The organism is Pseudomonas sp. G5001 (assembly GCF_013385475.1).
Taxonomy (GTDB): Bacteria; Pseudomonadota; Gammaproteobacteria; order Pseudomonadales; family Pseudomonadaceae; genus Aquipseudomonas.
In genome coordinates this window covers 83,351-104,841 of record NZ_JACAPZ010000012.1, presented here as the reverse complement: position 1 = coordinate 104,841, position 21,491 = coordinate 83,351, and the positions used below count along the sequence as shown (strand labels likewise).

Genomic DNA, 21,491 nt, shown 5'->3' with positions numbered 1-21,491 from the left:
TGATTAGTGGATAAAAAAAGACCCCGGCCTCTTCAGGCCGGGGTCTTTTTATTCAGGCTGTTACGAGATCAGAACTTCTTGATCTCAGCCTTGGTTTCCAACTGCTTGCGATAGGCGGCGAAGTCTTGCTGGCCGACACGGGACGCGAGGAAGCGGCGGTACTGAGCCTTCTCGTCATCGGTCGGTGCAGCGGCTTCATTGACCGCGTTCAAGCGCACGATCACCAGGCTACCGTCTGGCAGTGTCACGCTGGTGAAGGTCGGCTTGTCCTTGGCCGCAGGCTTTGGCATGCGGAACAGGGCTTGCAGCACGGCTGGCTCGACGCCTTCCTGGCCCCGGGTGGCCGCTTCGGTGACTTTCCAGGCCTGGCCATCCACCGGCTGGTTCAGCGGGGTCTTGCCATCACGCAGGTTGGCAATCAGCTCGTCCGCGTGAGTCTTCGCCGCAGCGCTCGCGCGCTCCTTGGTCAACTGGGCACGGATGGCAGTGGCAACGCTTTCCAGCGGCAGCTGGGTAGGCTTCAGGTGCTCTTTGGCACGCAGTACCACGATGGTTTCCGGGTCCAGCTCGATGGCGGTGCTGTTGGCACCCTCATCCAGTACTTCAGGGCTGAATGCAGCGGTCACCACGGCACGGTTGGCAGCGATGCCTTCGCCACCTTCACGGCCAAACGGCGCGGAGGTGTGCACGGTCAGCTTCAGATCCGACGCCGGCTGGGCCAGGTCGGAAGCTTCGAATGCAGCGTCTTCCAGTTGCTTGGTCGCATCGACGAAACGCTGTTCAACCTGTTGGGTCTTGAGCTCGCGGGTCAGCTTGTCTTTCAGGCTGGCGAACGATGGCACTTCAGGTGCTTCAACGCCCAACAGCTTGATCAGGTGCCAGCCGAAGCTGGAACGCACCGGTGCCGAGACCTGGTCCTTGTTCAGTGCATACAGCGCTGTTTCGAAGGCAGGGTCGTAGACGCCAGGGCCAGCGAAACCGAGGTCACCGCCGTTGTTCGCAGAACCCGGATCCTGGGAGAACTCCTTGGCCAGGGCTTCGAATTTCTCGCCCTTGGCCAGGCGTGCCTGGATCTCTTCGATCTTGGCCTTGGCCTGCTCGTCGGTGGTCTTGTCGTTGACTTCAATCAGGATGTGCGCCGCGCGACGCTGTTCAGCGAGGTTGGCGGTTTCTTTCTGATAGAGGGCTTGCAGCTCATCGTCCTTGACCGCGACCTGGTCGAAGAAGGAAGCCTTCTTCAGCTCCAGATAGTCGATGACCACCTGGTCCGGGGTCATGAACTCCTTGGCGTGCTGGTCGTAGTAAGCCTTGACCTCGTCGTCAGTGATCTTCACTGCTGCAGGGTCGGCCTTGACGCTGACGGTGGCGAAATCGCGGGTCTGTTTTTCCAGACGGGCGAACGCGAGCACTTCGGCATCAGTCACAAAACCGCTGCCGGCAATGCCTGCACGAACCTGGCCGATCAGCATTTCCTGGCTCAGCATCTGACGGAATTGCATACGGCTGTAGCCCAGCTGACGGATCACCTGGTCGAAACGCTCAGCGTTGAACTGGCCATCCACCTGGAATTCCGGCGTCTGCAGGATCACTTGATCCAGCGCAGCTTCGGAGAAAGCGAATTTCGAATCGGCCGCGCCTTGCAGCAGCAGCTTGCGATCGATCAGGCCCTTGAGGGCGGCGTCGCGCAGCAGCTTTTCGTCCAGCAAGGAAGCATCGAAGTCCTTGCCCAGCTGTTGCATCAGCTGGCGACGTTGCATGTCGACGGCCTGGCCCAGTTCGCTTTGGGTGATTTCTTCACCGTTGACCTTGGCCACGTCCTGCTTGTTGTTGGTCGAAGCCTGAAAAATAGCCTCGATACCGGTGAACGCCATCAATGCGACGATGATCCCGATAATGGTCTTGGCAATCCAGCCTTGTGAATTGTCCCTGATATTCTGCAGCATGCGTCCCCCAGAAACGGTTGAACTTCAAAATTAGGCAACCGTGGAGCGTGGGTAGAGTCCGGATAGAAGAAAGGCGCATCCGAGGATGCGCCTTCTCGTAACTGGCGGAGCGGACGGGGGTTTGAACCCACACCCCCGGCGTGGCGACCCGATGGATACTCGGGTCAGCTGCCGCTCCGCTGCCAGGTCAGACCTGCGTCCGACCCGGATGGGTAAGGCTTGAGCGAAGCTTAGTTAACGGCTTCTTTCAGGGCTTTACCGGCTTTGAAACCTGGTTTTTTGGCAGCGGCGATTTGCAGAGCCTTGCCAGTCTGTGGGTTACGGCCAGTGCGAGCTGGACGATCGGTCACAGAGAAAGTACCGAAACCAACCAGTACCACAGAGTCGCCGGCCTTGAGAGCGCCAGTGACGGATTCGATTACTGCGTCCAGCGCACGGCCAGCAGCGGCTTTCGGGATATCAGCAGATGCAGCGATAGCATCAATCAGTTCCGACTTGTTCACTCTAAGTCCCCTTATATCTATTGAGTATGATTCTAAGTTTTTTGGTGAAAGCAAAAACCAGTGCTGAATGGCCTACAGACACTTAAGAGCCGCTTTATAACAAGGGCTCTAAAAAGCTGTCAAGGAAGCCCCCAGGCTTAAACGTATTAATGCGTGCTAATTCTTTCCTTAGAGTCAGTCTCGCGTTTTTCATCCTTTGCAACTATCTCAGGAGCCACATCCGGCAAGGGCTCCGGCGCGTATTGCAGCGCAATTTGCAGGACCTCGTCAATCCATTTAACCGGTTTAATCTGCAGATCCTGCTTGATGTTGTCAGGAATCTCCTTCAAGTCGCGGACATTCTCTTCAGGAATGATCACAGTCTTGATACCACCGCGGTGTGCAGCCAGCAATTTCTCTTTGAGGCCACCAATGGCCAGTACCTGGCCACGCAGGGTGATTTCCCCGGTCATGGCGACATCGGCGCGCACCGGAATGCCGGTCAGGGCTGATACCAGTGCCGTGCACATGCCTACGCCTGCGCTAGGACCGTCTTTCGGCGTTGCCCCTTCCGGCATGTGGATGTGGGTGTCGTGCTTCTCGTGGAAGTCCAGGGGGATCCCCAGGCTCTTGGCGCGGCTGCGCACCACGGTCTGCGCGGCGGTGATGGATTCAACCATCACGTCACCCAGGGAACCGGTCTTGATCAGTTGCCCTTTGCCCGGGATCACGGCGGCCTCGATGGTCAGCAATTCGCCGCCCACCTGGGTCCACGCCAGGCCAGTGACCTGGCCTACCTGGTCCTGCTGCTCAGCCAGGCCGTAGCGGAATTTGCGCACGCCCAGGAAGTGTTCCAGCAGGTCAGCGGTGACCTTCACCGAGAAGCGTTTTTCCAGCGCATGTTCCTTCACGGCCTTGCGGCAGATCTTCGCCAGTTGACGCTCAAGGCCCCGTACACCGGCCTCGCGGGTGTAGAAACGAATGATGTCGCGGATCGCGTCGGCATCAAATTCGATCTCGCCTTTTTTCAGGCCGTTGGCCGCAATCTGCTTGGGCGAGAGGTATTTGACGGCGATGTTGATCTTCTCGTCTTCGGTGTAACCCGGCAGACGAATCACCTCCATCCGGTCCAGCAAGGCTGGCGGAATATTCATCGAGTTGGAGGTGCACAGGAACATTACGTCGGACAGGTCGTAGTCGACTTCCAGGTAATGGTCGTTGAAATTGTGGTTCTGCTCGGGGTCGAGCACTTCCAGCAAAGCAGACGCCGGGTCGCCACGCATGTCGCTGCCCATCTTGTCGATTTCATCGAGCAGGAACAGCGGGTTGCGCACACCCACCTTTGTCATCTTTTGAATCAATCTTCCTGGCATCGAACCGATATAAGTCCGACGATGACCACGGATTTCCGCTTCATCACGCACACCGCCCAGGGCCATGCGCACGAATTTGCGGTTGGTGGCGTGGGCAATCGACTCCGCCAGCGAGGTTTTACCCACACCAGGAGGACCGACCAGGCACAACACCGGACCACGAATCTTCTTCACGCGCTTTTGCACGGCGAGGTATTCGAGGATGCGTTCCTTGACTTCTTCGAGGCCGTAGTGATCGGCATCGAGAATATCTTCGGCGCGGGCCAGGTCCAGGCGCACCTTGGTCTGGGCCTTCCACGGCACCTGCACCAGCCAGTCGATATACGAACGAACCACGGTGGCTTCGGCCGACATCGGCGACATTTGCTTGAGCTTGTTCAGCTCGGCAGTGGCCTTGGTCAACGCGTCTTTCGGCAGGCCGGCGGCATCAATGCGCTTTTTCAGCTCCTCGATTTCGTTGTGGCCTTCCTCGCTGTCGCCCAGCTCTTTCTGAATGGCCTTCATCTGCTCATTCAGGTAGTACTCGCGCTGGCTGCGCTCCATTTGCTTTTTGACACGGCCGCGAATGCGCTTCTCAACCTGCAGCAGGTCGATTTCGGCATCCAGCAGCGCCAGGACGTGTTCGACCCGGGCCGACAAATCGATGATCTCGAGAATGTCCTGCTTCTGCTCGATTTTCAGCGCCATGTGCGCGGCCATGGTGTCGACCAGGCGGCTTGGCTCATCAATGCTGTTGAGGGAAGAGAGGACTTCTGCGGGGACTTTCTTGCCCAGTTGCACGTATTGCTCGAACTGGGACAGCAGGCTGCGAACGAACACTTCGGATTCGCGCTCAGGGGCGTCGACTTCGTCGATCAGCGCCACTTCGGCACGCAGGTGGCCGTCCACTTCCATGAAGCGCTCGACCGCACCGCGCTGCTCGCCTTCCACCAGCACCTTGACGGTGCCATCAGGCAGCTTGAGCAGTTGCAGGACAGTTGCAACGGTACCAACGCGATACAGGGCATCTTCGCCCGGATCATCGTCAGCAGGATTTCTCTGGGCCAGCAGCAGGATCTGCTTGTCGCCCGTCATCGCGGCCTCGAGGGCTTCGATAGACTTCTCGCGCCCCACGAACAGCGGGATAACCATGTGCGGATAGACGACGACATCACGCAACGGCAGGAGAGGCAATTCGATGGTTGTCTTCATGATTTCGCCTCTATGACAGATGAAAGTAAGCTTGAAACCAAGATGGGGGCTGCCTGCAAAAAAAACAAGCGTAATGGCATCAGTTAAACGCAGTAAAAACAAAGGGGCCCATTAAGGCCCCTTTATTTTGTACAGCTCGGCGGTGCAACGCTTACGCGTCTGGCGCAGCCTTGGCAGCCGGCTCACTGTTTTCGTAGATATACAGTGGCTTGGACTTGCCTTCTATAACGCTTTCGTCGATCACCACTTTACTCACCTCGGACTGCGAGGGGATTTCGTACATGGTGTCGAGCAGTACGCCTTCGAGGATCGAGCGCAAACCACGGGCGCCGGTCTTGCGCTCCAGTGCCCGCTTGGCCACCGATTTGAGCGCGTCAGCACGGAACTCGAGGTCCACACCTTCCATCTCGAACAGCTTGGCGTATTGCTTGGTCAGGGCGTTTTTCGGCTCGGTGAGGATCTGCATCAACGCAGCCTCATCCAGCTCGTCCAGCGTCGCCAGGACCGGCAGACGGCCAACGAATTCCGGGATCAGACCGAACTTGACCAAATCGTCAGGCTCGACTTCACGCAGGGATTCACCGACTTTCTTGCCTTCTTCCTTGCTGCGTACTTCTGCACTGAAGCCAATGCCGCCACGGGTGGAACGGTTTTGAATAACCTTTTCCAGGCCGGAGAACGCACCGCCACAGATGAACAGGATGTTGCGCGTATCAACCTGAAGGAATTCCTGCTGCGGGTGCTTGCGGCCGCCTTGTGGCGGTACGGAAGCAACCGTGCCTTCGATCAGTTTCAACAGCGCTTGCTGCACGCCTTCACCGGAAACGTCCCGGGTGATCGACGGGTTGTCGGATTTGCGCGAAATCTTGTCGATTTCATCGATGTAGACAATGCCCATCTGGGCCTTCTCCACGTCGTAGTCGCATTTCTGCAGCAGCTTCTGAATGATGTTCTCGACGTCTTCACCTACGTAACCGGCCTCGGTAAGAGTGGTTGCGTCGGCGATGGTGAAGGGAACGTTCAGCAGGCGAGCCAGGGTCTCTGCAAGCAGGGTTTTACCCGAGCCTGTAGGGCCGATCAGCAAGATGTTGCTTTTGCCGAGCTCGACGTCGTCACTTTTCTTGTCACGCTGGTTCAGACGCTTGTAGTGGTTGTACACCGCTACGGCCAGAACCTTCTTTGCACGCTCTTGACCAATCACATACTGATCAAGGATGCCGCTGATTTCTTTAGGCGAAGGCAATTTATGCGCGCTGCTTTCGGCCTGGGCTTCCTGCACCTCCTCACGGATGATGTCATTGCACAGGTCGACGCACTCGTCGCAGATAAAGACCGAGGGGCCGGCAATCAACTTGCGTACTTCATGCTGGCTTTTGCCACAGAAGGAGCAATAGAGCAGCTTGCCGTTGTCCTCGCCGTTGCGGGTGTCAGTCATTCGTTCGATCCAAATCCGATAGGCTTGCAACACAAGATGAAGGCTATTGAGGGCTTTTTCAAGTCCACTGGTGGTCGGACCTGCCGACCAGCCCTATTTTGAGCTGCTTATATTAAGCGGGGCGCTTTTCGATCACTGCGTCGATCAACCCGTATTCACGAGCCGCTTCGGCGCTCATGAAATTGTCACGGTTGGTGTCGCGCTCGATCTCTTCCAGGGTATGCCCGCTATGTTTGGCCATCAGCGTGTTGAGACGCTCACGAATGAAGAGGATTTCCTTGGCATGGATTTCGATGTCCGATGCCTGGCCCTGGAAACCGCCCAGTGGCTGGTGAATCATCACGCGTGAGTTCGGCAGGCAGTAACGCTTGCCCTCAGCACCAGCGGTCAGCAGGAAAGCACCCATGCTGCACGCCTGACCGATACAGGTGGTCGATACGTTCGGCTTGATGAACTGCATGGTGTCGTAGATCGACATGCCCGCTGTCACCGAACCGCCCGGGGAGTTGATGTAGAGATGGATGTCCTTGTCCGGATTTTCCGCTTCAAGGAACAGCAGCTGCGCACAGATCAGGTTGGCCATGTAGTCCTCTACCGGACCAACCAGAAAGATCACTCGCTCCTTGAGCAGGCGCGAGTAGATGTCATAGGCGCGTTCGCCACGAGCAGATTGCTCGACAACCATCGGGACCAGGCCGCCAGCGGCCTGGATATCAGAGTTCTGCTGAATATACGAATTACGGAACATGCTCTGCAGTTACTCCCAAATAGTCATGTCTTGAATACGCATAAGCCAGCGCGAGGCTGGCTTATGGGTGTATTTTCAAACGAGTTGAGCGATCAGTCGGCTTGTGCTGCTTCAGCCGGCTTGACTGCTTCTTCGTAAGAGACCGCTTTATCGGTCACCTTAGCCTTCTGCAGAACAGTATCCACAACTTGCTCTTCCAGCACAACCGAACGCACTTCGTTCAGCTGCTGGTCGTTCTTGTAGTACCAGGACACAACAGCCTCAGGCTCCTGGTAGGCCGAAGCCATTTCCTGGATCATTTCGCGAACGCGGGTTTCGTCAGGCTTGAGGTCGAATTGCTTGACCACTTCAGCCACGATCAGACCCAGTACAACGCGGCGCTTGGCCTGTTCTTCGAACAGTTCGGCCGGCAGTTGGTCAGGCTTGATGTTGCCGCCGAACTGCTGAACAGCCTGCACGCGCAGACGATCAACTTCGTTGGACAGCAGGGCCTTCGGCACTTCGATCGGGTTGGCAGCCAGCAGACCGTCCATCACCTGGTTCTTGACCTTGGATTTGATGGCCTGACGCAGTTCACGCTCCATGTTCTTGCGAACTTCGGTGCGGAAACCTTCGATGCCGGTTTCCTTGATACCGAACTGGTTGAAGAACTCTTCGTTCAGTTCTGGCAGCTTGGGCTCGGAAACGGTGTTGACGGTCACGGTGAACTCGGCGGTTTTGCCAGCCAGGTCCAGGTTCTGATAGTCAGCCGGGAAAGTCAGGTTCAGAACGCGCTCTTCGCCGGCTTTGGCGCCAACCAGGCCGTCTTCGAAACCAGGAATCATGCGGTTGGAACCCAGCACCAGCTGAGTACCCTTGGCGGAGCCGCCAGCGAATGCTTCGCCGTCAACCTTGCCTACGAAATCGATGTTCAGCTGGTCTTCGTTCTGGGCAGCACGATCGGCCACTTCAAAACGGGTGTTCTGCTTGCGCAGGATTTCCAGCATGTTGTCCAGGTCGGAGTCAGCAACATCAGCGCTCAGGCGCTCGATGGCGATCGAATCGAAACCGGCAACTTCGAATTCAGGGAACACTTCGAAGATTGCAACGTATTCCAGATCCTTGCCTGCTTCCAGGGACTTGGGCTCGATGGAGGGCGAGCCAGCCGGGTTCAGCTTTTGCTCGACAACGGCTTCGTAGAAGGAAGCCTGGATCACGTCACCTACAGCTTCCTGACGTGCATCAGCACCGAAGCGGCGCTTGATTTCGCTCATTGGCACTTTGCCTGGACGGAAACCAGCGATCTTGGCCTTTTGGGCAGTCTGCTGCAGACGCTTGTTGACCTGGGTCTCGATGCGCTCGGCCGGCACGGTGATGCTCATGCGGCGCTCAAGAGCAGAAGTATTTTCAACAGAAACTTGCATGGATATTCCTCGTTGCACAGACGTTAGCTGGCCGTTTCCGACCCCAGAATCAAGGGCATGCATTCTAGTGGGTCAAACTCAAGAAGTCACCCTACTGAAAACGGGTAAAAAAACAGCAGGCAATTTATAGGTGCGAATGCACGAGTGCAGCTCGCCCCGGTGGCAAATACATCCCATCATGCCAGGGCTCTGCGCCAACCCTTCTATATATAGAAGCGGTTGCCAATCATCTCCCTGACAACCAACCCTGCGGACAAGGCCGGCAAGCAGTGCGGCATCATCGCGAAACATAAATACGACGAAACGCCCTGCCCTGCAGCCCAGCACCTGCGACCGCGTTGAAACTCAAACCGCTGAAACAAAAAAGGCGCCAGACTATTAATCTGGCGCCTTTCGAAATATGGGGTGGACGAAGGGGATCGAACCCTCGACAACGGGAGTCACAATCCCGTGCTCTACCAACTGAGCTACGCCCACCATATTGCGTGACCAAAAAGCCCGTCAATAAGGCTATTTGTTGAGCTTCGCGTCGACCCGCAGGCCTTCACGAAACTTTATTTGGTGCGGATGAAGAGACTCGAACTCTTACACCTTGCGGCGCTGGAACCTAAATCCAGTGTGTCTACCAATTCCACCACATCCGCGCTTGAAGCTTTTAAAGCAAAGGCGCCAGACTATTAATCTGGCGCCTTTTTAAATATGGGGTGGACGAAGGGGATCGAACCCTCGACAACGGGAGTCACAATCCCGTGCTCTACCAACTGAGCTACGCCCACCATATTGCGCTACTTGTGCCAAAGCTGCCTAATGGCGCACCCGGCAGGACTCGAACCTGCGACCATCCGCTTAGAAGGCGGATGCTCTATCCAGCTGAGCTACGGGCGCCTTATTAATCTGTACTCTTGGAGGATTACAAACTAACCAGTGCTAGGCTGTGCCCGACAAGTGCGACGAATAGTATAGATGGACCCGAAACCCGTCAAATCCTTTTTATAAAAAATTCATTTTATTTAAGGGGTTAGGGGAATTTGCAGACCAAGCGCCTTTGCCCTCACGCCATGGCATGCGAGAATGCGCGCACTTTTCTTCCCCCTCTCGATGGTTAATCACGCGTAATGACTGCACAACTTATCGACGGCAAATCAATCGCCGCCAGCCTGCGCCAGCAGATCGCCAAACGAGTCGCCGAGCGCAGCCAACAAGGCCTGCGCACGCCGGGCCTCGCGGTGATCCTGGTCGGCAGCGATCCTGCCTCTCAGGTTTATGTCTCGCACAAGCGTAAAGACTGTGAAGAGGTCGGCTTTATTTCCAAAGCCTACGACTTGGCTGAAGACACCACCCAACAGGCCCTCACCGACCTGATCGACAGCCTCAACGACGATCCGGCCATCGACGGCATCCTGCTGCAACTGCCATTGCCCGAGCATCTGGACGCGTCGAAATTGCTCGAACGCATCCGCCCGGACAAGGACGTCGACGGTTTCCACCCTTATAACGTCGGCCGCCTGGCCCAGCGTATCCCGCTGCTGCGCCCGTGCACCCCGAAGGGCATCATGACCCTGCTGGAAAGCACCGGCGTCGATCTGTATGGCCTGGATGCCGTCGTCGTCGGCGCCTCGAACATCGTCGGTCGCCCGATGGCCATGGAACTGCTGCTGGCCGGCTGCACCGTGACCGTGACTCATCGCTTCACCAAGGACCTGGCCGGCCACGTTGGCCGCGCCGACCTGGTGGTCGTCGCCGCCGGCAAGCCGGGCCTGGTCAAGGGTGAGTGGATCAAGGAGGGCGCCATCGTCATCGACGTGGGCATCAACCGCCAGGACGATGGCAAGCTGGTGGGCGACGTGGTGTATGAAACCGCCCTGCCCCGTGCCGGCTGGATCACCCCGGTACCCGGTGGTGTCGGCCCGATGACCCGTGCCTGCCTGCTGGAAAACACCCTGTACGCCGCCGAAACCCTGCACGTCTAATAACCAGCCGTTCTGAAAGAGCCCTGCCTTATCGCAGGGCTTTTTATTGGCCGAAAAAAAGTAGTTTTTTCTTTGTTTTTAAGGGGTTTCATCTGTTTTCAGAAGAACATTCGACAGTTTCTGATCCATACTCCTAAAATGTAACGGCATTTATCAGAAAGTCCGTGCAGAACGGTATATCCCTACTTTTTTTAGCGAGTTCATCCGCGTGAAAATTCATCTTTCCATTGTCAGCCTATTTTTTGCATTGACAGGCACCTTCGCGAGCGCAAGCGAAACCACCACCGCTCCCCGCGACATGTCCACCCTGCACATCGCCTCCGGCAGTGCGATGGTGGTAGACCTGCAGACCAACAAAGTCATCTATGCCAGCAACCCGGATGTCATCGTGCCGATCGCCTCGGTGAGCAAACTGATGACCGGCCTGATCGTGCTGGAAGCCAAGCAGAACATGGATGAATACATCGACATCAACATCAAGGACACGCCAGAGATGAAAGGCGTGTTCTCCCGGGTCAAGATCGGCAGCGAGATGCCGCGCAAGGAGATGTTGCTGATTGCCCTGATGTCCTCGGAAAACCGCGCCGCCGCCAGCCTGGCCCACCACTATCCGGGCGGCTACCCGGCCTTCATCGCAGCGATGAACGCCAAGGCCAAGGCACTGGGCATGACCAGTACCCATTATGTGGAACCTACCGGCCTGTCGATCCATAACGTGTCCACCGCCCGCGACCTGAGCAAGCTGCTGGCCGCCGCACGCAAGTACCCGATGCTCAGCCAGTTGAGCACCACCAAGGAAAAGACCGTCTCGTTCCGCAAACCCAACTACACCCTGGGTTTCTCCAACACTGACCACCTGATCAACCGCGCCAACTGGGACATCAAGCTGACCAAGACCGGCTTTACCAACCAGGCCGGCCATTGCCTGGTACTGGTGACCAGCATGGGTAATCGCCCGGTGTCGCTGGTGATCCTCGATGCCTTCGGCAAATTCACCCACTTTGCCGATGCCGGGCGCATCCGCAGCTGGGTCGAAACCGGCAAGAGCGGCTCGGTGCCAGACGTCGCATTGCGCTACAAGGCTGACAAGAACCTGAAGAACCGCCCACGGGCGAATGTTCAGGTCACCGAGTCCCGCTGATCCGTAAATAGCGACATAAAAAACGGCGCCCTTGAGCGCCGTTTTTTTATTTGGCCTGACTGGCCAGTGCCTTGACTGCTTGGGCCGCCGCCTGTTCCTGGCCCGCCTGCGCGGTGGCGCTGGCAGCCTGCTGCCAGCGCTGGGCGTCGACCTTGACCGGCAACTGGGTGGGCCGCTGAATCAGTACCGCCCACTTGCCGCCGTCTTTCCACGCCGACTCAAACGCACTGAAATCCATCGGCATGCGTCGCGCCAAGCCTGAACGCAGCAGCACCATGCTCTTCTGCTTGTTGTAACCCACCACCACGACATACCGCGGACCGGCCCAGAAGGTCGAGCCCTGGGTGATACGCGCCATCACCGGGTACCCGGCCGCGACCTGTGCCAGCAGCGCCGGCAGCTGATCTTCCAGCGGGTACACCAACATCCCGTATTCACGGGCCAGCACCTGCATGTTGCGTTCAAGGTCCGCTTCAGCGCCCGGCAAATGCAGTGGCTTATCCAATAGCCCCGGTGTAATCACAATGCCTTGTTGAGACAGCATGCTGGCAAGAGCGGCTGGGCCACCGAGGTAAGTCTCACCGCGAAACGCCGGCACGCCCTTGAGCTCGACACTCTCCGGCAGCCCCGGGATGCTCGTGGGTTTTGGATGCGAGGAACAGGCCGCCAGCCCCATGAAACAGGCGGCGACCCACCAGGAGGTTTTAATGTTCGAGGGAAACCGCAACTTCTTCACTCACTTGATCAACGGTCGACGTGGGCCCTGATCATAGGACGCTCCGGGGCGCGGGTATAGCCTTGCAGCGCAGTAAAAGGCCGGCGATAGAGCAAACAAGTTGGACGCACACGACCATTGGTCAATAGCAGGCAACCTGCGGATAGCTAGACTGTCCATTGAGAAGACAGTGTGTGCCCGGCACCGGGCGAAAGGAGGCACTTATGAGCCTGACAACAACGATTCTGCTTTTGATCTGTGGCTGGCTGGCCGTCGCCGCCGCCATGCTGTGGGGCGTGATGCGCGTGACCCGCCGGCACCATCACCCACACGTAAAACCCGCAGCACCCGGCAAGCTGCACAAACCCGCCGGGCACCACGCCTGACGCCTTAGCCAGGCATGCAACTGAAGTCTTCGGTCTGCGCCAATTCCTTGCCGTGGCTATCCTTCAACTCGGCACGCACCGTCGTACCCAGGCTGGATTCCACCAGGGTGTAATGCTCGCCGGCCTTGAAGTTGCCGTAGGTCACATGCCCGCGACAATCCTGCTGGTTATCATCCCCCGCCTCTTCTTCAAACAAGGTGACGTCCAGGCGATGCGCGCCGGGTTTCACTTCGAAGTAGCGGCCATCATTAATGTTTTTACCGTCTACCCGCTCGGCCATCAGGTCGTTGGGTGCCTCCTCTTGCAAGCCGATCCAGGCTTCGCTCGGGTCCGCCTTCGGCATCGGGCCGGCACACGCCGACAACAACAGGACCGCACTCAAGGCCGGGATCAACAACAAGGGTTTAAGAGACATGGCAGAACTCCAAATGGATAAAGAGTGAACAGGCGAAACAGCTCCCGTTCGATCGGTATCCAGCTTGTTACTGTCACCATTGTTGAACAAATGAATACATATGAAAGGATCTTCAGCCGTTAACTAAATCTTCCTTCACCTGGCTGAAAGGTGCGTGTTAGGTGGGTCCGTCAAGACTGCGAGCGTTTGCAATCCAACTCCTTTGGAGGTTACGGCATGCTCGGGCTGGTAAAGACCGCACTGCTCAAGCCCTACACGTTTATCGTGCTGGCAATTTTCATCTGCATCATCGGGCCCATGGCGGCCTTGCGTACCCCCACTGACGTATTTCCCGATATTGGCATCCCCGTCGTTGCGGTGGTTTGGCAGTACAACGGCCTGTCTCCGGACGCCATGGCCGGTCGTGTGATCTACACCTACGAACGCTCCCTGAGTACCACCGTCAACGACATCGAGCACATTGAATCGCAGTCGTTACCCGGCATGGGCATCGTGAAGATTTTCTTCCAGCCCGGCGTGGATATCCGCACCGCCAACGCCCAGGTAACAGCGGTGTCACAAACCGTGCTCAAGCAGATGCCACCGGGCATTACGCCGCCGCTGATCCTCAACTACAGCGCCTCTACGGTGCCGATTCTGCAGATGGCGTTCTCAAGCCCCAGCTTGTCGGAAGCGAAGATCCGCGACCTGGTGCAGAACAACATCCGCTTGCCCCTGAGCGCCCTGCCCGGCCTGGCCATGCCCACGCCAATGGGCGGCAAGCAACGCCAGATCACCCTCGACCTCGACCCACAGGCGCTGGCCGCCAAAGGCCTCTCGGCGCAGGACGTAGGCAACGCCCTGGCCCTGCAGAACCAGATTATCCCGGTGGGTACCGCCAAACTCGGCCCCAACGAATACACGATTTTGCTCAACAACAGCCCGAAGGCGATTGATGAGCTCAACGACTTGCCGATCAAGACAGTCGACGGTGCGATCATCACCATCGGCCAGGTGGCCCACGTGCGTGACGGCTCGCCGCCGCAGACCAACATCGTGCGCGTCGACGGCCACCGTGCGGTGCTGATGCCGGCCCTGAAAAACGGCAGCATCTCCACCCTGTCGATCATCGACGGCATCCGCCAGATGCTGCCGCGCATCAATGAAACCCTGCCGCCGTCGCTGAAGACCTCGCTGCTCGGCGACGCCTCGGTGTTTGTCAAACAGTCGGTGGGCAGCGTGGCCCAGGAAGGCATCATCGCCGCCTTGCTGACCAGTGCGATGATCCTGCTGTTCCTCGGCAGCTGGCGCTCGACCCTCATCATCGCCGCGTCGATTCCCCTCGCGGTACTCTCGGCCATCGCCCTGCTGGCGGCCACCGGGCAAACTCTCAACGTCATGACCCTCGGCGGGCTGGCGTTGGCGGTGGGGATCCTGGTGGACGACGCCACAGTGACCATCGAGAACATCAACTGGCACCTGGAACAAGGCAAGGCGGTGAAGGACGCGATCCTCGACGGCGCGAAGCAAATCGTCGGCCCGGCGTTCGTGTCCCTGCTGTGTATCTGCATCGTGTTTGTGCCGATGTTCATGCTGCAAGGCATCGCCGGCTACCTGTTCCGCCCGATGGCATTGGCGGTGATTTTCGCCATGGCCAGCTCGTTCATTCTGTCGCGAACCCTGGTGCCGACCCTGGCGATGTTCCTGCTCAAGCCGCACGTGCCGGAGCAAGGTGAAGGTCATCACCCGGAAGATGAATTCATCAACCATCACGAGGGCGACCAGCACAAACCGCAGCGCAACGCGGTGCTGCAATCGGTGCTGAATTTCCAGCAGGGTTTTGAGCGTCACTTCTCCAACGTGCGGGACGTTTATCACGGCCTGCTGACCCTCGCCCTGGGCGCACGCAAGCGCTTCATCATCGGCTTCCTGGCGTGCATCCTCGCCTCGTTCCTGTTGCTGCCAAGCCTGGGCCAGGACTTCTTCCCGGCCACCGACGCCGGGGCCATGGCCCTGCACGTGCGCTTGCCGCTGGGCACACGCATCGAAGAGAGCGCGGCGGCCTTTGACCGGATCGAAGCGCGGATTCGCGAGATCGTTCCGGCCGACGAACTGGACACCATCGTCGACAACATCGGCATCCCGCTGAGCGGCATCGACATGGCCTACAGCAGCAGTGGCACCATCGGCCCACAGGACGGCGATATCCAGGTCACCCTGAAAAAGGACCATGCGCCCACCGCCGACTACGTGAAAAAACTGCGTGAAGCGTTGCCCGAAAGCTTCCCCGGCAGCCAGTTCGCATTCCTCCCGGCAGACATCAGCAGCCAGATCCTCAACTTCGGTTCGCCGGCCCCGCTGGACGTGAAAATCTCCGGGCGCAGCGATGAAGAAAACCGCGCCTACGCCATCGAACTGGAACGTCGCCTGAAACACATACCGGGCATTGCCGACCTGCGCATCCAGCAGTCCACCGGCTACCCGTCACTGCAAGTCAACGTGGACCGCATGCGTGCCAACGGCCTGGGCATCACCGAGCGTGACGTAACCAACAGCATGGTTGCGTCCCTGGCCGGCAGCTCGCAAACCGCACCAACGTTCTGGCTCAACCCGGCCAACGGCGTGTCGTATTCGATCGTGGCAGCCACCCCGCAATACCGCCTCGACAGCCTGCCGTCCCTGGAAGCGTTGCCGGTAACCGGTGCCGATGGTCAGTCGCAGATCCTCGGCGGCGTGGCGACCATCTCGCGGGTACAAAGCCCGGCGGTGGTGACCCACTACAACATCGAGCCGACCCTGGACCTGTACGCCAACGTGCAAGGCCGCGACCTCGGCGGCGTCGCCAGCGATGTGCAAAAAGTGCTGAACGACATGGCCCCGATGCGCCCCAAAGGCGCGACCATCAGCCTGCACGGGCAGATCGATGCGCTGCATGAAGCGTTCAACGGCTTGAGCTTCGGCCTGCTCGGTGCGGTGGTGCTGATCTACCTGCTGATCGTGGTCAACTTCCAGTCCTGGACCGACCCGTTCGTGATCATCACCGCACTGCCGGCAGCGCTCGCGGGAATCGTCTGGATGCTGTTCCTCAGCGGCACGTCATTGTCGGTGCCCGCACTCACGGGGGCCATCCTCTGTATGGGCGTGGCCACCGCCAACTCGATCCTGGTGGTGAGCTTCTGCCGAGAGCGCCTGGCCGAACATGGCGATGCACTCAAGGCTGCACTGGAAGCCGGCTACACCCGTTTCCGCCCGGTCTGCATGACCGCCCTGGCGATGATCATCGGCATGTTGCCGCTGGCCTTGTCCGAAGAACAAAACGCGCCGCTGGGACGTGCCGTGATCGGCGGCCTGATCCTCGCCACCACTGCCACTTTGCTGTTTGTACCCGTGGTCTTCAGCCTGGTCCACGGTCGTCACCCTACTCGCGCTGCTGCTGGAGAAACTTCACATGTCGTCTGATCACAAACCCTCGCGCAAGCGTCTGATGCTCATGGGTGTCGGCGGCCTGACACTGGCCGCCCTGTTGGTCGCCAACGGCCTGCACGCCCGTACGATGCATGAAAAATCCGTCACCGCCTGGACCGAAACCGCCGCCGTGCCGCAGGTGCTGGTGTTCCAGCCCAAACAGAACGCGGCCGGCGACACCCTGCGCCTGCCCGCGCATCTGGAAGCCTGGAGCAAGGCACCGATTCATGCGCGGGTCAGCGGTTACCTGAAAGACTGGAAAGTCGACATCGGCAGCCAGGTCAAGGCCGGGCAGATTCTCGCCGAGATCGACAGCCCCGACCTCGACCAGCAAGTGGCGCAAACCCACGCGCGTATGGTGCAGGAACAGGCCAACGCACGACTGGCAGAAACCACTGCCACCCGCTGGAAAAACCTGCTGGACAGCCATTCGGTATCGCGCCAGGAGGCCGATGAAAAAACCTCGAATGCCCTGGCCGCCAAGGCCAACGCCCAGGCCGCCGAGGCTGACTATGCGCGGCTCTCGGCGCTGGAAGACTACAAGACCATCCGCGCGCCATTTGCCGGCGTGATCACCGCACGCAACACCGACATCGGCCAGTTGATCAAGGCTGACAGCGACAGCGATCCGGAACTGTTCGACATCGCCGACACCCACCAACTGCGCCTCTACGTGCCGGTGCCGCAGAACTACGCCGCGGTGATTCATCCCGGGCTGGCCGCCCAACTGACGGTACCCGAGCACCCCGGCGAACACTTCAGCGCGAAGCTGATGGGCGACTCCACCGCCATCGACCGCCGCTCCGGCACCCTGCTCGCACAGTTCGTGGCCGACAACCCGGACGGCAAGTTGCTGCCCGGCGACTACGCCGAAGCCACCCTGGCGATTCCGGCGGATACCCATGGCGTGAGCATCCCGGCCAGCGCCCTGATCTTCCGCGCCGAAGGTACTCAGGTCGCGGTACTGGACGCCAAGAACCACGTGCACCTGCAAGACATCCACATCGGCCTCGACCTCGGCGAGCGCCTGGTGATTGACCAGGGCCTGAAACCCACTGACCGCGTAGTCGACAACCCACCCGACGCACTGCGCGAAGGCGACGCCGTGCAAATGGCCGATGCCGGAGGTGCCCATGCGCCCAAGGCTTAAACCCCTCGCGGCCCTGGTATTGGTGGCACTGCACGGTTGCTCGCTGGCGCCCACCTACAAGGCGCCGACCATCGACCTGCCGGCCAAGTACCGCGAACAGACCAGCGACGGTCCGTGGCACAGCGCACAACCGTCCGACCAACTGGCGCCGAAGTGGTGGCAGCTTTACCAGGACCCGCGCCTGAACGACCTGCAGGAACAACTGCTCAAGGCCAACCCGGACCTGGCCGCAGCGCTGGCGCATTTCGATGCGTCCCAGGCGTATGCCAGCCAACTGCATGCCGGGCTGTTCCCGCAAATAACCGCCAGCGCGCAACCGTTGCGCCAGCGGCAATCGGACAATCGGCCACTGCGGGGTGATACCCAGCCTTCGGTGTACAACAGCAACACGGCGGGGTTTGCGCTGAGCTTCGATCTGGATCTGTGGGGCAAAATCCGCAACCAGGTGGCGGCTGGCGATGCACAGGCCCAAGCCTCCGGGGATGATTTGGCGGTGGCACGCCTGAGCCTGCAGCATCAGTTGGCGACGCTGTACGTGCAGCTCAACGGACTGGATGCCCAGCGCCGGATTCTCAGCAGTTCGCTGGATGATTTTGGCCAGGCGCTGAAACTGACCCGCAGCCGGTACGAGGGGCAGATCGCCTCGGAGCTCGACCTGACCCGGGCGCAGAATCAGCTGGCTGAAGCACAGGCGCAGCTTGACGATGTGCGCGGTCAACGCAATCTCACCGAGCATGCGATTGGTGAATTGGTGGGCGTATCCGCCAGTGAATTCCAGCTGCCGCCGAGCAAGCAATTGATCGCGCTGCCGGGGATTCCGCAACAACTGCCGAGCCACCTGCTGCAACGCCGGCCGGATATCGCGGCAGCCGAGCGACGGGTGTTTGCGGCCAACGCGAATATCGGCGTGGCCAAGGCGGCGTGGTACCCGGATTTCAGTTTGACCGGCTTGATTGGCGGGCAGACCCAAGGTGTGGGCAACTTGTTCTCCGCCGCCAATCGGTATTGGGCGCTGGGGCCGCTGGTGAATCTGCCGATCTTTGATGGCGGCCGGTTGAGCGCCAATGAGCGCCAGGCCAAGGCGGAGTTTGAAGAGGCTTCGGCGCACTATCGCAGCCAGGTGTTAAGAGCCGTGCGTGAGGTGGAAGACAACCTTGGGCAACTGCGCGACTTGCAGCAGGAGGCGATGGACGAACAAGCCGCCGCGAATGCTGCCGAACACACACAGGCACTGGCGATGAACAGTTACCAGGCGGGGGCTGTGAGTTACCTGGATGTGGTGACGGCGCAGACGGCGGCGTTGCAGGCGCAGCGCACATTGCAGGCGGTGCAGACGCGGCAGTTGCAGGCGAGTGTGGGTTTGGTGACGGCGCTGGGCGGCGGCTGGTTGCCTGGGGCGTGAGGTTGCTTCCTACAACCGGGATCACATACGGGAGTTTTGTTGATCCGGACGTCAGGGCGCCAAGTAGGCTCCCACAGCCTCGAGTGCTCGAAGCTTCAAATAATCCGCCTTGATGACCGCGTTGTCGGCATGCACCAAATAAATGGTACCCGGTTGGCTGAATACGTCTTTGGTCATGCCAATCGGCTGCCCGCTGCCAACGTAGAACACCGAATAAAAATAGGACTCGAGCTTCAGAAGCTCGCTTAAAAACAGCTCTTTGGTGAAACAACCCGGCGAACGATTGATTAGGCAGACGTTATAGCTGTGCAGCAACAATTCATAACCTACCTGGGCGTCAAGCAAGCGCTCAAATTGTTCCGGCTCAACGATGGACATAACCGTGGCGCGAATCTGCCCCAGTCCTGTCGTCTGTTCGGATACTTCAGGACGAAGAATTCCGTCGGTGCGCGCTGCGATCTCCACAAGTCTGGGACCTTTTTCGGTCAGCATAACCTCCGCGTGGCTAGGGCCATTTTCAATGCCCAGGCTTCTGACGACCTTGCGGGTGTAGTCGACCAGCAGCTCACACTCAGGCTCGGCAGGGCTGACCAGTTCATCAATGTCGTAAATGACGCTACCGCTGTCCAGCCGCTCCTTTCGGTATCTCACCACTTCAGTGACCATCTGCCTCGCGCCCAGGGAGACCATATTCACAACATATTCCACACCAACCAAATATTCCTGGATCAGGACCTGAGCGTTCCTAATATTGAGTCGATTGGTCGTTCCCAAAACCTTTCCGAAGGCGACCTCACAATCTTGCAAATCATCGCAAATATAAACCCCATCCGCGCCTGCACTATCCAGAGGTTTCAGCACCACGGGAAACCTGCCATGCCCCAGAATCCAGGCCTTGGCCGCATTCCATGACTCAACGATAGCCTGTTGCGCGGCTGGCAGCCCAGCGTCGGCGACACAACGGATCATTTCAAACTTGTTCCTGCGCGCTTGAGTTCGGTTGAATTGGTTGCGATAAGGAAGATTGAGCTGCTCGTTGAGCCAATCAGACAACAACACACCGGTTTCAGCCCCAGCGATGATGTACTGGGGATCGAACGTCGCAACGCGTTCGACCGTCGCTTCCAACTGCTTATTGACGATCAGACATTCATAAATCGAGGCATCGAAACCCATGTAGTAATAATCATCGAGCGTCGCGGACGACGCCACATGGATCAACGTACAGCCTCGCTCACGCAACGCTTTCGCGACAAACTTACCGGATGAAAAACCATCGACTATCACGACTCTGCTCATCTCAATCCCCGCCTTTCGAGATACAGACTTGCGATTGCTCGTCCAGAGAGTAAAAAAATAATGACGCCAACCGCCGTGACACTGGCTGCCGAAAACTCCACTCGTGTGTCGAGATATTGAAGCAGCAGGACAAACACCGGCAGTGTCAGCAGTAACAGCGACACATGGATAGCACTGAGATAATGAATGGTTTTTTGAATCAGATAAATCGGCAGCAAATGGCCAATCACCACTAACGTCAGCATCGGCCAGAACAGCTCAGGGCCCAAGGCAAAACCGACACCCGTCGCGGGAATCAAGACGACACAGGCAATGATCATCACCACATTTCGGACCGCCAGAATTTCATAAACAACCCACTGTCGAGCGAATAGCTTTTTCGAGACGATCGTATACATCACGGTGCCCAACGCGCACACCAGAACGCTGACGATGCCAAGCATTCGCTGCCCGGTAGTGGTGGAAGACACACCACTGTCACCCATGAATGACTTGAACAACATGGCTCCCACGGAAATCAGTACCAGCCAGGAAATCAATGTATCCGCCAACGCGGTTTTAACTCTGTTTTTATCAAGAGCAGAGAGGATGAGCGTTAGCGCCGGCCCGCATGCCACTGAGGCCACGCCGACAACGGCAGGTTCCAGATAACGGAGTGCGTAGAATAGGCCGCCCCAGTTCAATAGAACTGCAACATTGACTAAAAAAACTAACAATATGTTTTCGCACAGTTTTAAGATAAGTTTTTTGTTACTTCGCAAGAGCGTAAAACTTAGAAAAAACGCTCCTGAAAAACTGAAGCAGTAAAAAATGACTACCAAGGGATTTATCATTTGGGTAACAAAAGCCACATACACGTCAAATGCAGCACTGATAAAGCAAAAAATCAGCCCAAGCACCATTCCACGCCGCATCAAGCTACTCATTTAAATCACCAGATGGTGTGCAACCTTGACGGGCTTCGAATTGCTTCATCGTCTTGATGCCATCTAAA

The 21,491-nt window shown here is 58.2% G+C and carries 16 protein-coding genes and 4 tRNA genes; 6 read left to right on the top strand and 14 right to left on the bottom strand.

What is annotated here, in order from left to right:
- Positions 1-68 precede the first annotated feature (68 nt).
- The 10 genes from HX805_RS12930 to HX805_RS12885 all read right to left on the bottom strand — a co-directional run bounded on the left by HX805_RS12930 (position 69) and on the right by HX805_RS12885 (position 9,460).
- Positions 69-1,943 carry a SurA N-terminal domain-containing protein gene (locus HX805_RS12930; protein WP_003207860.1) on the bottom strand — a complete coding sequence of 625 codons (1,875 nt, stop codon included), beginning with the start codon at positions 1,941-1,943 and terminating at the stop codon, positions 69-71.
- Between the two features lie 230 nt (positions 1,944-2,173).
- The gene (locus tag HX805_RS12925) at positions 2,174-2,446 is read right to left on the bottom strand and encodes an HU family DNA-binding protein (protein WP_003174819.1); all 273 of its coding nucleotides are present in this window, start codon (positions 2,444-2,446) and stop codon (positions 2,174-2,176) included.
- A 146-nt stretch (positions 2,447-2,592) separates the two neighbouring features.
- Positions 2,593-4,989: an endopeptidase La gene (lon, locus tag HX805_RS12920; RefSeq protein ID WP_003207858.1), complete on the bottom strand. Its 2,397-nt coding sequence runs from the start codon at positions 4,987-4,989 to the stop codon at positions 2,593-2,595.
- Between the two features lie 151 nt (positions 4,990-5,140).
- Positions 5,141-6,424, bottom strand: a complete 1,284-nt coding sequence (clpX, locus tag HX805_RS12915) for an ATP-dependent Clp protease ATP-binding subunit ClpX (protein WP_003207856.1) — start codon at positions 6,422-6,424, stop codon at positions 5,141-5,143.
- A gap of 112 nt (positions 6,425-6,536) precedes the next feature.
- Positions 6,537-7,172 (bottom strand): ATP-dependent Clp endopeptidase proteolytic subunit ClpP, encoded by a 636-nt coding sequence (gene clpP / locus HX805_RS12910; protein WP_003174822.1) that lies wholly within the window; start codon positions 7,170-7,172, stop codon positions 6,537-6,539.
- Between the two features lie 92 nt (positions 7,173-7,264).
- Positions 7,265-8,575, bottom strand: coding sequence for a trigger factor (tig, locus tag HX805_RS12905; RefSeq protein ID WP_003207855.1), 1,311 nt, complete (start codon positions 8,573-8,575; stop codon positions 7,265-7,267).
- 401 nt (positions 8,576-8,976) lie between these two features.
- Positions 8,977-9,052 (bottom strand) — tRNA-His (locus HX805_RS12900).
- A gap of 82 nt (positions 9,053-9,134) precedes the next feature.
- Positions 9,135-9,219, bottom strand: a tRNA-Leu gene (locus tag HX805_RS12895).
- A gap of 56 nt (positions 9,220-9,275) precedes the next feature.
- Positions 9,276-9,351, bottom strand: a tRNA-His gene (locus HX805_RS12890).
- A 32-nt stretch (positions 9,352-9,383) separates the two neighbouring features.
- Positions 9,384-9,460: transfer RNA gene (locus HX805_RS12885), tRNA-Arg, on the bottom strand.
- Positions 9,461-9,690: 230 nt separating this feature from the next.
- Between HX805_RS12885 and folD the strand changes: the two genes are divergently transcribed.
- Positions 9,691-10,545 (top strand): bifunctional methylenetetrahydrofolate dehydrogenase/methenyltetrahydrofolate cyclohydrolase FolD, encoded by an 855-nt coding sequence (gene folD, locus HX805_RS12880; protein WP_003207853.1) that lies wholly within the window; start codon positions 9,691-9,693, stop codon positions 10,543-10,545.
- Positions 10,546-10,753: 208 nt separating this feature from the next.
- Positions 10,754-11,686 (top strand): D-alanyl-D-alanine endopeptidase, encoded by a 933-nt coding sequence (gene pbpG, locus HX805_RS12875; protein WP_003207851.1) that lies wholly within the window; start codon positions 10,754-10,756, stop codon positions 11,684-11,686.
- A gap of 46 nt (positions 11,687-11,732) precedes the next feature.
- Here the strand turns inward: pbpG and HX805_RS12870 are convergent, their stop codons facing one another.
- Complete coding sequence (locus tag HX805_RS12870; RefSeq protein WP_050550299.1) at positions 11,733-12,362, bottom strand: peptidase C39 family protein; 630 nt, start codon at positions 12,360-12,362, stop codon at positions 11,733-11,735.
- A 263-nt stretch (positions 12,363-12,625) separates the two neighbouring features.
- On the opposite strand from HX805_RS12870, the gene HX805_RS12865 reads away from it, so the two are divergent.
- A complete protein-coding gene (locus tag HX805_RS12865) occupies positions 12,626-12,787 on the top strand; it encodes a hypothetical protein (RefSeq protein WP_003207847.1) in 162 nt (53 codons plus the stop codon).
- 4 nt (positions 12,788-12,791) lie between these two features.
- Here the strand turns inward: HX805_RS12865 and HX805_RS12860 are convergent, their stop codons facing one another.
- Entirely contained in the window at positions 12,792-13,202 is a 411-nt protein-coding gene (locus HX805_RS12860; protein WP_003207845.1) for a hypothetical protein, read from the bottom strand.
- A 216-nt stretch (positions 13,203-13,418) separates the two neighbouring features.
- On the opposite strand from HX805_RS12860, the gene HX805_RS12855 reads away from it, so the two are divergent.
- Genes HX805_RS12855 through HX805_RS12845 form a run of 3 tightly spaced genes read left to right on the top strand, consistent with a single transcriptional unit; the run spans position 13,419 to position 19,198 of the window.
- Positions 13,419-16,640: an efflux RND transporter permease subunit gene (locus HX805_RS12855; RefSeq protein WP_177116912.1), complete on the top strand. Its 3,222-nt coding sequence runs from the start codon at positions 13,419-13,421 to the stop codon at positions 16,638-16,640.
- Entirely contained in the window at positions 16,630-17,796 is a 1,167-nt protein-coding gene (locus tag HX805_RS12850) for an efflux RND transporter periplasmic adaptor subunit (protein ID WP_003207841.1), read from the top strand. The genes HX805_RS12855 and HX805_RS12850 overlap by 11 nt, the downstream gene beginning before the upstream one ends.
- On the top strand, positions 17,780-19,198 hold the full coding sequence (locus HX805_RS12845) for an efflux transporter outer membrane subunit (RefSeq protein ID WP_177116911.1): 1,419 nt from the start codon (positions 17,780-17,782) through the stop codon (positions 19,196-19,198). Before HX805_RS12850 ends, HX805_RS12845 begins: the two co-directional genes overlap by 17 nt.
- A gap of 51 nt (positions 19,199-19,249) precedes the next feature.
- Here HX805_RS12845 and HX805_RS12840 read toward each other — a convergent pair whose 3' ends face one another.
- Together HX805_RS12840 and HX805_RS12835 are read right to left on the bottom strand one after the other, a co-directional pair.
- A complete protein-coding gene (locus tag HX805_RS12840) occupies positions 19,250-20,497 on the bottom strand; it encodes an ATP-grasp domain-containing protein (protein WP_087693202.1) in 1,248 nt (415 codons plus the stop codon).
- Positions 20,494-21,423, bottom strand: coding sequence for a DMT family transporter (locus HX805_RS12835; protein ID WP_177116910.1), 930 nt, complete (start codon positions 21,421-21,423; stop codon positions 20,494-20,496). Before HX805_RS12835 ends, HX805_RS12840 begins: the two co-directional genes overlap by 4 nt.
- Between the last annotated feature and the right edge of the window lie 68 nt (positions 21,424-21,491).

Excerpts from the sequence above, each read along its gene's own strand:
- HX805_RS12930 (WP_003207860.1), bottom strand. The coding sequence starts at position 1,943 with ATGCTGCAGAATATCAGGGACAATTCACAAGGCTGGATTGCCAAGACC.
- lon (WP_003207858.1), bottom strand. The coding sequence starts at position 4,989 with ATGAAGACAACCATCGAATTGCCTCTCCTGCCGTTGCGTGATGTCGTC.
- clpX (WP_003207856.1), bottom strand. The coding sequence starts at position 6,424 with ATGACTGACACCCGCAACGGCGAGGACAACGGCAAGCTGCTCTATTGC.
- clpP (WP_003174822.1), bottom strand. The coding sequence starts at position 7,172 with ATGTTCCGTAATTCGTATATTCAGCAGAACTCTGATATCCAGGCCGCT.
- tig (WP_003207855.1), bottom strand. The coding sequence starts at position 8,575 with ATGCAAGTTTCTGTTGAAAATACTTCTGCTCTTGAGCGCCGCATGAGC.
- folD (WP_003207853.1), top strand. The coding sequence starts at position 9,691 with ATGACTGCACAACTTATCGACGGCAAATCAATCGCCGCCAGCCTGCGC.
- HX805_RS12870 (WP_050550299.1), bottom strand. The coding sequence starts at position 12,362 with ATGGGGCTGGCGGCCTGTTCCTCGCATCCAAAACCCACGAGCATCCCG.
- HX805_RS12865 (WP_003207847.1), top strand. The coding sequence starts at position 12,626 with ATGAGCCTGACAACAACGATTCTGCTTTTGATCTGTGGCTGGCTGGCC.
- HX805_RS12860 (WP_003207845.1), bottom strand. The coding sequence starts at position 13,202 with ATGTCTCTTAAACCCTTGTTGTTGATCCCGGCCTTGAGTGCGGTCCTG.
- HX805_RS12855 (WP_177116912.1), top strand. The coding sequence starts at position 13,419 with ATGCTCGGGCTGGTAAAGACCGCACTGCTCAAGCCCTACACGTTTATC.
- HX805_RS12850 (WP_003207841.1), top strand. The coding sequence starts at position 16,630 with ATGTCGTCTGATCACAAACCCTCGCGCAAGCGTCTGATGCTCATGGGT.
- HX805_RS12845 (WP_177116911.1), top strand. The coding sequence starts at position 17,780 with ATGCGCCCAAGGCTTAAACCCCTCGCGGCCCTGGTATTGGTGGCACTG.
- HX805_RS12840 (WP_087693202.1), bottom strand. The coding sequence starts at position 20,497 with ATGAGCAGAGTCGTGATAGTCGATGGTTTTTCATCCGGTAAGTTTGTC.
- HX805_RS12835 (WP_177116910.1), bottom strand. The coding sequence starts at position 21,423 with ATGAGTAGCTTGATGCGGCGTGGAATGGTGCTTGGGCTGATTTTTTGC.